Annotated in this window: 7 protein-coding genes and 1 pseudogene; 3 read left to right on the top strand and 5 right to left on the bottom strand. The window is 45.6% G+C overall.

Annotated elements, in window-relative coordinates; all coding sequences use genetic code 11:
• The 3 genes and pseudogenes from SU60_RS21900 to ltrA (SU60_RS02365) form a co-directional block, all read left to right on the top strand.
• Positions 1-1,858, top strand: a 1,858-nt coding sequence (locus SU60_RS21900) for a hypothetical protein (RefSeq protein ID WP_164833024.1), incomplete at its 5' end; no start/stop codon positions are given.
• A 975-nt stretch (positions 1,859-2,833) separates the two neighbouring features.
• Positions 2,834-4,306 (top strand): annotated as a pseudogene (ltrA, locus tag SU60_RS02370) (group II intron reverse transcriptase/maturase).
• A 460-nt stretch (positions 4,307-4,766) separates the two neighbouring features.
• Positions 4,767-6,239 (top strand): group II intron reverse transcriptase/maturase, encoded by a 1,473-nt coding sequence (ltrA, locus tag SU60_RS02365; protein WP_041154148.1) that lies wholly within the window; start codon positions 4,767-4,769, stop codon positions 6,237-6,239.
• A gap of 241 nt (positions 6,240-6,480) precedes the next feature.
• Here ltrA (SU60_RS02365) and traN read toward each other — a convergent pair whose 3' ends face one another.
• The 5 genes from traN to SU60_RS02340 are packed head-to-tail and all read right to left on the bottom strand — an operon-like array spanning position 6,481 to position 13,115.
• A complete protein-coding gene (gene traN / locus SU60_RS02360) occupies positions 6,481-10,173 on the bottom strand; it encodes a conjugal transfer protein TraN (RefSeq protein ID WP_041154147.1) in 3,693 nt (1,230 codons plus the stop codon).
• Positions 10,174-10,175: 2 nt separating this feature from the next.
• On the bottom strand, positions 10,176-11,204 hold the full coding sequence (locus SU60_RS02355) for a TraU family protein (protein ID WP_041154146.1): 1,029 nt from the start codon (positions 11,202-11,204) through the stop codon (positions 10,176-10,178).
• Positions 11,188-12,327, bottom strand: coding sequence for a TrbC family F-type conjugative pilus assembly protein (locus SU60_RS02350; protein ID WP_041154145.1), 1,140 nt, complete (start codon positions 12,325-12,327; stop codon positions 11,188-11,190). The genes SU60_RS02355 and SU60_RS02350 overlap by 17 nt, the downstream gene beginning before the upstream one ends.
• A 10-nt stretch (positions 12,328-12,337) precedes the next feature.
• Positions 12,338-12,850 (bottom strand): S26 family signal peptidase, encoded by a 513-nt coding sequence (locus SU60_RS02345; RefSeq protein ID WP_209419659.1) that lies wholly within the window; start codon positions 12,848-12,850, stop codon positions 12,338-12,340.
• Positions 12,834-13,115, bottom strand: coding sequence for a hypothetical protein (locus SU60_RS02340; RefSeq protein ID WP_002037109.1), 282 nt, complete (start codon positions 13,113-13,115; stop codon positions 12,834-12,836). The genes SU60_RS02345 and SU60_RS02340 overlap by 17 nt, the downstream gene beginning before the upstream one ends.
• Positions 13,116-13,129 lie beyond the last annotated feature (14 nt).

Raw genomic sequence — 13,129 nt, 5'->3', positions numbered from 1 at the left:
AGCAAATTTGAATCAGCAACAGCTTTTCTTTATTGAGTGTTGGTCTAGTTTAACAAGTCGTAACAATATTGATAGTGATAGAGTTACATATAATAACCCATTGAGCTCTGTAACTGAACTAATCGATATATATGCATTAGGGGATAAATTTAGTGCAGATAAGAAAAGAATCCATGCCACGATTGAATTATACGAACTATTAAAGAAAGACAGCACTCTTAAAAGCAATAAATTTGAGAATGTACCCACCCAGATTATAGGCCTATTTCCTAAAAATGATAAAGGAAACATAAATTTCTCAATACTTGAGAAAAATAAAACACTCGTACTCAGTTTTCTAAACCAATTGAAAATTCTTTTGGAAAAACATTATGTGTCCATTGTAATCGAAAATCTGGCAAACATACTGATAAATCAAGATGATTTTAATGAAGATGTATGCTCTGAAATTTACTATTGTACAAATATGTTAATAGGTACTTTATTAACTATGGGCATGCCTCTATCTGAGTGTTATATGTTATACAAGAACTACCTAATGAAACGTCAAAAGGAAGTTAACGGCCTCTCCACCAATATTTCATTTGAAAATAGCTATAAGAAGCTAACTGAAAAATTAAGCCAAGGAAATAAGAAAATTACGATTTCCATGAAGCTTGTCAGCAAAAAACTATTTTCTCTAATAGAGAATACAGACGAATCAGTACGCTTTCAAAAATGTGAGTTTGTACTAATTGATCATCCTAAAAAGAATAATGTGGCTGTTAATATTACAGTAGAGGCTATTTCTTTTAGTGCTGCTCATGCCAAGGCTACCCTATATCTAAATAATGCATTAGCTGTTATTTCATACATGATGAACAGGGAAGAAGTTTCTATTGAGAAAAAATATACTGCTACCACATTAAACGACCAAGATGTCCAGATTGTAAAAGAACTATATGATTTTTCGCAAGGTTTAAATAGTTCGTCCGATCGTTTAGGTATGGATGAGTTCAATTTATATATCAAAACAATATCTCGGCTACATGATATTAACGAAGAAAGCACAGTTAGTAAAATAAGTGCCGCATTTAAATTTTATCAAAATGGTAATGCTAACCATGTTATAGAAAGTAAATACACTGCCTTTTGGTCGGCGTTAGAAGCTCTTACTCTTGGTGTCTATGATGAATCACTAAGCCATGACCAACACGTAATGAAGTCTGTATTGCCGTGTATTGGATTAGATTATACCGTAAAACAGCTATTTGCACTTCGGGGAGTAGCTCGACATTTAAATTGGGACTCAATTAATAGCAATGACGTTGAAATTGACTATAAAACAGCTAATTTAGGTGAAATATTCAAATCGCTTAAAATCGAAGAGCACCGAAACGAAATATATCATCGATTAGATGAATATCCTTACGCACTTTTTAGATTTAAACAATTTATTTCTATCTGCAATTGCCCATATAAGGTAGGGATGAAGATTCAAAGTCACCTTGAGACCGTAGAGTTGCAAATTCACAGGCTCTATCGAGTCAGAAATGCGATTGTTCACAATGCCTCAGTGCAAGACAGACTAGAAATGTTAGTTGTAAATCTTGAACACTATCTTCGAGGTACATTAAATGCGATGATCTACATGATGAACGATGCTCATAGTATATCATCTCCAGAAGAGGCATTTAATCGCTATCAACATAAATACAATGAGATAATTGGTGATCTAGACCCATCCAGCTTATTAAGCGGAAATAAAAAAGAACAAAAAAGAAAAGACATTGAAAACCAAATGCGTCAGCCTAATGCAAACCTGGGGTCTATCGGAAACGATGACAAGTTGCTTGAATGGCTCAGTATGCATAATTAATGCATTTATTTTGTAGATGTCATGGTGCCATCAATTTCGGAGTATGATACTGTTTTTTAACAAGTATTACTTTTTGTATGTCAAAGTTAACTAAAAATCTGTATTCGTACTTTGGTTCATAACACGTTTTGGGGCAAAGGTGTGTTTACCGTGATCAGCGCTGGCACACCTCTGGACGTGCGACGTAAAGTCGTATGAAGCGCTGTTCACCGCTCAACGAGTGAACCATCTGTATCACCAGATGAACCTAGGAGCCTGAATAAAGCAGCGGCTCTGACAATGTAACGAAGATTGGTCATATACCGATCGGGATTGAAATCGTGAGAGAACGATCCTCCTGATAACCACGGAATCGGGTAAGTGCTAGGTAGTCAGTATGATGAACATACGTGAATCCGCTCAGTGCGACATGAAGTCGTATGAATCGTTGTTCGCCACGAAAAGAGCGAACCATTTGTATCACCAAATGACCCTATGGCTCTGAATAAAGAAGCGAGCCTGACAATGTAACAAAGTCTATCGAAATAGGCGGGAACTGAATCGTGAGAGGAAGCTCCTCCTGATAACCACATAAATCGGGTAAGTGCTAGGGAGTTAGTATGATGAACAGAAGTGAATCCACGTCAGATGCGTAATTTCACAAGCAGCGGAAGTGGTTTAAACGCTGTAGCTAAACAAGCACCGAGAGTAGGAAAGAAGTTTGCGCGTATTCTTTCGTGATCGAAATGCTCTCCGCATTATAGTGGGCATCTAACCTGACATTGCGAGACATACGGAACATGGTAAGCCTGTATCGCTCCCTCTGGGAAAGCCTATGTGGCCGATAGTGATGCAGGTAGAGGACGTTGGAAAAAGCGAACGCTGCATTGTAATGATGCAGATACAGGCTTATGCCTGATCACGAAAGTGAGCCTACTTCCGACTGGTCTCTCGTTGCGAGAGAGTTTGAAGAACTTTATTAAGGAAGAAAAGCAAATGATGATTTCGAACGAAATTAGTGCATCTTCTGACAGTGCACAATGGCAAGCCATTAACTGGAAGGCTGTGGAGGCACGTGTCTTAAAGCTTCAAATGCGTATTGCAAAGGCAACTAGAGAAGGAAAACATGGTAAAGCAAAAGCCTTACAGTGGATACTAACCCATTCTCGCTCAGCAAAACTTTTTGCTATTAAGCGAGTATCTCAAAACAAAGGCAGTAAAACGCCTGGAATAGATGGCGTGATCTGGAATACAGATGCACGTCGCATGAAAGCAGTGAATCAATTGAGTCGGAAAGCCTACCAAGCTAAACCACTCAGGCGGATCTACATCCCGAAAAAGAACGGTAAACTTCGACCACTTGGCATTCCTTGTATGGTTGATAGAGCACAACAAGCGCTCCATCTTCTTGCATTGGAGCCTATCTCTGAAACAACTTCAGACCTCAATAGCTAAGGCTTTAGACCAAACCGCAGCACTGCGGATGCAATAGCACAGTGTTTTATATGTTTGGCTCAAAAGAAATCGGCTAAATGGGTTCTTGAAGGAGATATTAAATCTTGTTTTGACAAAATCGGACATCAATGGCTTCTTAATAACATCGCTGTAGACAAGCGCATGTTGGAACAATGGCTGAAGTCTGGTTTTATAGACAAGGGGTTGTTTTATCGTACTGACGAGGGCACGCCGCAAGGTGGAATAATATCTCCAACATTGATGTTATTGACTCTCGCAGGGCTTGAACAACAAATAAAGTCCATGGCTCTTAAAAAGAAAGCAAGAGCTAACTTTATTGGATACGCTGATGACTTCGTTGTTACTTGTACATCAAAGGATGTATTAGAGAACGATATCAAGCCATTGATTGCTGATTTCCTAATAGAAAGGGGTCTAACACTCTCCGAAGAGAAAACACGTATCATTCATATTGATAACGGATTTGATTTTCTAGGGTTTAACCACAGGAAATACAGAGGGAAGCTACTCATAAAGCCGAGTAAAACTAATGTACTGTCATTCTTAAGTAACTTACGCAATCTCATCAAAACTCACGCAACAATCCCAGTAAATAACCTTATCAAAATGATAAACCCTAAAATACGGGGATGGGCGAATTACTATCGCCATTGTGTTGCCAAACGAGTATTCGGATATGTCGGACACCAACTATTCCAAGCATTATGGCTCTGGGCTGTTAGGCGTCACCCAACTAAATCTAAAAGGTGGGTCACCCAAAAGTACTTCATCAACCGAAAAGGTCAGTGGCAATTTCACGGTTGGCAGAAGATCATGAATATGGATTGTCAGTTCAATCTGTTTCAAATAGCCAAGATGCCGATTGAGAGACATGTGAAAATCAAGAGTGATGCAACACCTTTTGCTCCTCAATTCCAAGAATACTTGGCAAAGAGAAAGTCAAAGAGGCAATACCGAAACTCTTGGCATGAACCTACTCTCACTGCTTTATAAGTTGCTGGGTGCCAATTGGGCGCCTTTGTGGAGGCTTGAGCCGTATGCAGTGAAAGTTGCACGTACGGTTCTTAGGGAGACGGCACTTGGCAACAAGTGTCGTCCACCCGACAGGTGCGTTATGTGATGAAACAGCGGAAGTGGTTAACACGCTGTAGCCAAAAGGCATGAGAGTCGGAAAGAGATTGCCCCATGCTCTTTCGTGATCGTTGAACTCTCCGCACCATAGCGGGCATCTAAACTGACATTGCGCGACATATGGAACACGGTAAGCCTGTATCACTCCCTCTGGGAAAGCCTTTGTGGCCGATAGTGATGCAGGTAGAGGATGTTGGAAAAAGCGAAGGCTGCATTGTAACGATGCAGATACAGGCAAATGTCTGGCACGAAAGTGGGCTGACTTCCGACTGGTCTTCCGTTGCAAGATAATTTGAAGAACTTTATTCAAGGAGAAATGCAAATGATGATTTCAAAAGAGATTAGTGCCTCTCCTGACAGTGCTCAATGGCAATCCATAAACTGGAAAGCCGTTGAATCCCATGTTTTAAAGCTTCAGATGCGTATTGCAAAGGCAACACGAGAAGGTAAACACGGCAAAGCGAAAGCGTTGCAGTGGATACTGACTCACTCACGCTCAGCAAAACTTCTTGCTGTTAAGCGGGTATCACAAAATAAAGGCAGTAAAACGCCTGGAATTGACGGCGTTATCTGGAATACAGATACGCGCCGTATGAAAGCAGTCAATCTATTGAGCAGAAAAGCTTATCAAGCCAAACCGCTCAAGCGTATCTACATCCCCAAGAAAAACGGCAAGCTCAGACCACTGGGTATCCCCTGCATGGTCGATAGAGCGCAGCAAGCGCTTCATCTTCTTGCTCTGGAGCCAGTATCAGAAACACTTGCCGACCCTAACAGTTATGGATTTAGACCAAACCGTAGCACTGCCGATGCAGTCGCACAGTGCTTCAAGTGTCTGGCATTAAAGAAATCAGCTCAATGGGTTCTTGAGGGAGACATCAAAGCCTGTTTCGACAAGATCGGGCATCAATGGCTTATGAATAACATTGCCGTAGATAAACGCATGTTGGAACAATGGTTAAAGTCTGGTTTTATGGACAAAGGGCTGTTCTACCGTACTGACGAGGGAACACCACAAGGTGGGGTCATATCTCCGACCTTGATGCTAATGACTCTTGCAGGACTTGAGCAACGCATAAAGTCTACCGCACTCAAAAAGGGTGCCAGAGCCAACTTTATCGGATACGCCGACGATTTCGTCGTCACCTGTGCTTCAAAGGAAGTGCTGGAGAACGATATCAAACCGTTGATTGCTGATTTCTTAGCAGAAAGAGGCTTAACACTCTCCGAAGAGAAAACGCACATTACCCATATCAGCCGTGGTTTTGACTTCCTAGGTTTTAATCATAGGAAGTACAAAGGGAAATTGCTCATTAAACCGAGCAAATCCAACACGCTACTGTTCTTGAGTAACTTGCGTGAACTCATCAAGAAGCACGCAACCACCCCTGTTAACGATTTAATCAAGTTGATAAATCCGAAACTCAGGGGCTGGTCGAATTACTATCGGCACTGCGTGGCTAAACAGGTATTCGGATATGTAGGTCACAAGCTATTCCATACGTTATGGCATTGGGCTAAAAGGCGTCATCCAACAAAATCCAGAACTTGGATCGCGCTTAAATACTTCATCAACCGTCAAGGTCAATGGCAATTTCACGGTTGGCAGAAGATCATGGATATGGATTGTCAGTTCAATCTGTTTCAAATAGCCAAGGTGCCAATAGAGAGACATGTGAAAATCAGGAGTGCCGCTACACCTTTTGACCCTCAATACCAAGAATACTTGGCAAAGAGAAAGTCAAAGAGGCAATGTCGTAACTCTTGGCATGAGCCTGCTCTCACTGCTTTATAAGTTGCTGGGTGCCAATCGGTGCCTTCGTGAAGGCTTGAGCCTAGTGCGGTGAAAGTTGCACGCTGGGTTCTTAGAGGGACGACACTTGGTAACAGGTGTCGTCTACTCGACAAAAGCGCGTTAGCTGAAATATGTTCGATCTGTGATCACAACGTGCAAAAATGGTTACTTTAAAGCGGAAAAACGCATTAAAGTAACCAATATGGAACATTATTGGCGCAGCTATTTTAGAAGGACGTGCTCAATTATTCCCCGAAATTTCTTCCATCGCCTCCTGACGCAGTTTCTGGGCATCCATTCCGTTTAGCCGTTCAATGGCTCGGTCTGCGGCACTTTGACGGTTTCCATCCACGTTTAGCGTACTTCCTGAGCCTGTGAGTCGTTCCAGATCCAGTGACGGTACTTCGGGTAGGTTGCCTGTTATCGATAAGATACCTATCCATTCATCCAGATTGACTTGGCTCCAATCCACCTGGTTTAACTGACTCGCGGTCAAACCTTCACAGTTTGGTGACTTGGCACTGCCCCAACCAAGGCCCAATTGAGGACGTACTTGTTCTTGAATGATCCGTGAAAGCGGCGAAGTAAAGCAGCAATATGATTGCCGTTTCTCAACACAGGCACCTAAGAACTTAGACTTGCAGTAAGAGCCTACGTAGTGGCAACTCTTCAATACCCGCTTAGCGTTCATCTCAAACTCACTCTGCTCACATTTCCAGATAAGCTGAATGAGGATCATAGTGACTGAATAAATCATGTAGGCCGTCATAACCGTACTCAGAACCGCGCCCGCAGCGCCACCCAGCGCAAAGTTACCACCCGATACGACACCATCGGCTCCAACCGCGCCACCAACGTTACTAAACAGTGCCGATTGCGCCCCCGAACCAAAGGTCGTACCTACCCATTCAGCCGTTTTGTTGGTCAACACCTGCATGAAGCCAGTCGCAGCTTGCTCCGCTCCCGCGCCAGCAGCCGTTGATGGCCCAGCCCCCATTAGAGAGTCCCATGCAGACACAAAGGGCTCTTTGACCGCACTCCAAGTACTGGTGATTGGTTCCCTGAGCGTATTCCACGATCCATAGATTGCCGAAGACGGATTCATGGCCATGACTGCCGTATCAAGCTTGTTAACCGCTACTATCATCGTGATGTAATCCGATAACGACACGCCACTTGGCTTTTCACAGCAATCCACTATACCTCCAACGGCTTTTTTGCACTGGCCAGCATTACCTTTAAAGACCGTACACTCGACGTTATCTTGGCCATCAGCTCCCGTGCATGACATATCATTGGTCATAAACTGCGCCGCATTAAGCATCGCAGCTGCTTCTGCAAAGTTAGCCTGCTTGATTGACTCTGGCTCTAAACAATCTGTGCCCATACAGCGAACTGGCCCCTCACAGTTGTATTGAGTTTCCATTCGAGCATTTTGCACTTCAACGCTTTGTCCGCAGTCATACACCAAACTTTGGATATAACAGAAGCCTTCATGACCAGCCCCGCCTTCAGTGCATTCGGTTCTGACATACTGGCAGGCAGGGTTTTGCTCTAGCGCGGCACACGTATTGGTGGTCGTGTTTTGTCCGTTATTGACGATGGTTTGTGTATTACCATTGGCATCTACCCAGCTATCTGAGCTGCCCATGTTGAACTCTGGATGAGCAGTCGAAGCATTGTAGGTCGCTCTTGCCCTCCAGCATGAGAGCCCCAGTCCATCAGAACTGCCGCGACTGGTTAAATGAGCAGGAGACGAAACTACCGCCGGATAAAGGCTTCCAAGATTGGCCAACTCGCCACTACCAACCGTTAACTCGTCGATTCGTTTTGTGCCCGTATCCAAACACTGCCACTGCACCGCAGTAAACTGATCCGTTTGCATCAAGCATTGGTCTATGCCTGGATCACTTGATTGATGAACTACCTCCTGCTCTAAGTACTTGCCAGAGAAGGTCAATGAAGCGCTCAGTTTCGCAGGAGCCAAACACTTCTGAACTTCTCGGCTGCAAGTATCGAAATCGACTTTGTTCCAGCCGGACTCGCATCTGGAACGAGTGATTTTCTGAGGTTCATGCCACGAAATAATCGCCCCATTAACGACCTTGCACAATGAGCCAACCAAGGTTCCTTTTGGACAGGTCATTTCAGGGTACTTAATGGACGGTTTCGTCTCTGTGACCGCTTCTTTATTGCCCGTCAGTGAGAGTGTCGTTTTCCAACCATTTGCCTTGGACGGCGACTCGGTGATTTTTATCTCAGTATTTTGATTATCAAAAACTCTCAGCGTCGCGTTCCCAGTTTGCATAGTACTGCTGTGCTGTGGAACAAAGCTGAGCGTTTCAGAGCTAAAGCAACCGCGCTCAATGGACCAGCTTTGTTGATGGGTTTCAGCGGATACACGTCGCTCTATCTGACACTGAGTAAGCGTGCTGATCTTCTCGCACACCTGGTAATCCGGTACATGCTTGGTTTCCGTAAATGGCGTAATCGTCTGAGTAGGCTCACAGGCCTCAAAACTACTTGGCATAAGGTTAGATACCACACACTTTGGATTGCTGGTTTGTAATCCACAGTCATAAGTATCGGTAAAACGAATGCATTCACCTTTATCATTGGTCTCGGCACATTCTGACGACATGAAGCCACAGGAAGGGTTCGCTTCAAACACTTGGCAGGCCTGATTTTCAATCCCCTTATAGCTTTCGTCATCCACACTGACTTGTACACGCCGACACAAAGGCGATATGCCAGCCACTGGGCTTAGGGCAAAGTAGGATTCACAAACTGAAACACCATTGACCACCGTACATCCGTTGGTTGAAGACGGCTGATCCGTGCATTGAATGCTGTAGTCTGAAAACTTAGCCGGGATATCCGCTGCTTGTTCGATACAGGATTGTGGCGACCAACTATCATTCATCACCACCTTGGTTGGATCAAAGCGCACCTTGATGCGTGCGTACCCCTCACCACTACCCGTAACCGATACGCGAATTTTTACCGGCATTTCTAAACCGGGCTCTACCGCTTTTAGCTTGGCAGTGAGATCGGTATTTGGATTGCGCTCCCAACTGGTACTGAGCTCGCAGCGGCCAGCCGTTTCTGGTGGAAAGTTATTGTTCGGCCCAGACCAGACTTTCTGATCGCCAAGCCACACTTGCATGTAGTCATCCCATTTGGCGTACTCAAGAACGGCTGAGGTAATCGCATCGGGGTTCACGACTTTGAGTGTGATGGCCTGTTCAAACACTTTACAACGGCCACTCCAGTAGTTGTCGCCAATTCGACCTATCCAAACTTCAAGACATCCCTCACCACAAGAGCGAAGGTTCATCGGTCCTGAAACATGCTCAATAATACCTGCCGTGTAATCGTGAGTAATAGTGCAGCTGTTCACCGCTGTATTGAGCCTGTCACATTGCTGATAGTTTGGGCTGCCTTCACCTTGAGACTCACAGCCTGGGAAGCTTTGCGTTAATAGATTGGGGTCAGTTTGAACCGCATCAGTTAATGCCCAAAGCGGATCATTGACCATATCTGGCCGAGACCTGTCTTTGATTTGCTGTAGCGAACGAAATGCTTCACCCGTAGCGCCATTTTCGGATGCCATGCTCTCTTGGCGCTGTGTCCCCAATTGATTCATGCTGGCATCAGAGCCATAAACGCCCGTTAATACATCCAATGAGCCCTGATCCATACCAGGGAAAAGCTCTTGCAAGTTAATGGACTCATTACCACTGCCATTCGGCACCGACAATGTATTGCCATTGAGTGCGGGCATCGTCCAGTTTTGCAGCAATTGCTTACCTTCTTGTTGTCCGCTTAGGCCGGATTGGCGCTGCACATCAGCGGCCACACCATGTAAGGGCAAGCACGCCATAGTGATTGATAAAACACCCGCTAAAACTCGGGTAAAAAGTGTTGGTTTCATGGTTAACCTCCCGAGTTACAGCAGTCTTGCCAGCGCCACAAAATATAGAGCGCATCTTCACCGGCACCTGGGATTGTTCGCCACTCTCCCCATTTCATGGTGCTTTCACCGATGACATGCGCACTTTCAGTTTCTGGTACAGGGAAGAACATGCTCATCTTGTATTGGGATTTCGGCAGCATGGGTTCGATAACAGGTCGGCATAGCGCACTGTTCCCCATTGTTCGCCTTGCAAGACCACGCCTGTGTTGAGCCGCGATTGCTCGCGCTGCTAAATGGCTGGTGTTTTCTGCTAATGAGCCAAAGGCTAAGGTGTGGCCAGATAAGGGATAGAGATGTCCCCAACTGCCAGCACACCAAAACAACTGGTCAATGGGTTTACCAAGCGTTGATGAAGCAGCGTCAGCGGTACAAGCAGATATAGCCAATGGATTGGCAACGGCAGCCGCTTCAGGCTGAGTAAAAAAGGCCAGTTCATCGTTCAGCCATGTTGGGTCCAATTCCGACAAATACATCAAGTCAAAGTCCATGTAACCATCGGCATTGCAATTGCCATCCATGAACAAATCGAGCATGACCAAAAGCGGAAAGGCGTAATAATGGTAATGGTAGAACGCAAGATCACCGGTATCGTATTCACCTTCACCATGACCACCTTGCAGTCGTCTATCACCTAACGGTAAACGAATCCCTCCCAGGGAAGGCGAACAACCCGGCGTTCTGACCAATTCAATCAGACGCGCTGGCTCCCACATACTGGTAACAATACCTGGCCTTGGCACGCCTAAGTTGTCTTCACATAAGCAAAATGACTTATTTGATGCGCCGCTTGGGACACTGCCAGAGCCAAGCGGAAGCCCTGCAACCCGGATAGGAAAAATGCATGACCAGCAAACATCCGTCAGCAACTTACCCGACAATAAACCCGCGTCTGGGCAGGTAAGTTCGGCTTTAGCAGGAATAGATGCGCCCAGGACAAGCATGACAAGGAGAGTCCGCAACAGACGATACGTATTATTGAGCTTTTTCATGAACAAGCTCCTTTGCTGGAATTTCTTCTATTTCAAACGCGAGCCCCTTTGCTTGAACAAACGATGGGGTGACTTGCAAATCAAAGCGCTGCTTTAGCGAGGCATTGAGAAGGTAAACCGGACTATCCAATGTCTTTTCGAGCGCATTGAGGCGATTCCAGCCTTGGGCACGGTCGAGCTGCGTGGTGATAAGCGTAATGCGGCGCAGTGTCCTATCTTGCGTCTCAAGCCAATGCGCAACTGCGTCCACTTCTTCAGCGTTCGACGCATTAAACACCACAAGCTGCTGAGTAAACGGCAAGGCTTTAAGCGGGTTAATACGCGTTCCTGCTGGGATCAATGTTCGGCCATTGGCATCCAATAGTGGCCGCTGCATGACGATGGTTGGATCAACCGTTCTTATCCGATACTGCGTGGCTTTGGGTAAGTCAGTGAAAGTTTGGCGAGACCAGAAACGCTCAATGGCTTTTTTCTTTAACGCGCCCAGGTCAAGCGACTGTAAACGCTGCATCGCCACTTGCATCAAATCCGGTTCTAAAATCGAATGAATAGGACCGCGTTGACCCAATGAACCGGTATTGCCTGTTTCAATTTGACGCTGCAACCAGTCCTTGCTGTAAACCCCTAGTGCACTTGCAGTCACCTTGTCATCTTCTATGCGGAAAATGGCAGGCACGCTAGTCACCCGCCAGTGCACAAAGGCTTTCGGATCGATTAGAACCTGAGGAACAGGATCAAGCCCCGTCATCAGCGTATGCCAATCACGGATAGCCGCCCCCAAGGTCTTTCCTTCAGGAATTCCCCGAAACAACACAATAGCGCCGGTAGCACTGGCCTCATTAAATAGCTGCTTCAGTGACGAATCCCCCAGTGAAGACGACGCAAAAATCAACCATTCATCGTTGTGTTTGAGCGACGCAGGTTGTTCAATCGGTGAAAAAGGCTCGATGTATTCAGATGAACCATCCACAGCACTTTGTAAAATGCTGCGGCTCATTTCAACGATCTTTTTGTCTTCGTCAGACAACAGAAAAGGCTCTTGTGAGTCAGGCACTTTCGCCCAAGACAATTGCTTCCAAAACAATGGCGCAACCAACAAAAATAAGAGACATAGTCTTTGCATCATCTACCTCCTACCAAAGCGGCCAAGCGCGACCGACAATCTGCTCGCGCTTAACGGCATTCCAATAGCGGGAGTCGAAACTCGTTGCAGCCTCACCGGAAAACCAGTATTCGTTTTCTTGCAGCGTCAATGAGCGGCTAAATTGTGATCCCGCCACACCAAGACGCTGGGCTAATGCCATGCCGGTAGAGACTTCAGCACCGTTCACCAGCACATGCTCAGGCGTCACATTGACTTCATCCCCAGGCATCCCTGTCAGGCGTTTCAGCATCCGAGTACCGTCGTTATATAACGGAGCAAGTCCTTTTGAGTGGAAGGCATACAAACCATCCTTAACGGGCTCTTTATTCCATAGGTCAATCAGATACACCGTGGTATCAGGCAGGCAGCGCTCTTGCTGGGTATCGATACCTATTCGGTAGCGCATCATGGCGTAGGTGCCTACCAAGGCCATGATTAACGCAAGAACGGTCAACCGAATGAGATATGGCCGCCAAGGCATTCTTTTACGGAGTATCTGCATGAGACACCTCCTTTGAGCCTACTGGCACAAATACGGAATCATCAGCACCCACCACCGCTTGGGCATCCAGCACGATAAAACCGGCTGCTTTTAACTTTTCAATTTGCTGATTGGTTTGAAGCAACCTGGATTCGATGTCTTGTTCGCTGGCATTAGGGCCCAGTGATAATACCGCCTCCCCAAAATCCACGACCGCAATGGGCGTACTTAACGCCAACTGGCTGTGGATGGGTTCGAGTGTTTTCATTAAGAGCCAGCTGGTCATTAAACCGCTACCAG

The organism is Vibrio mytili, assembly GCF_000830505.1.
GTDB classification, from domain to species: Bacteria; Pseudomonadota; Gammaproteobacteria; order Enterobacterales; family Vibrionaceae; genus Vibrio; species Vibrio mytili.
This window is presented reverse-complemented; position numbering and strand designations above follow the sequence as displayed.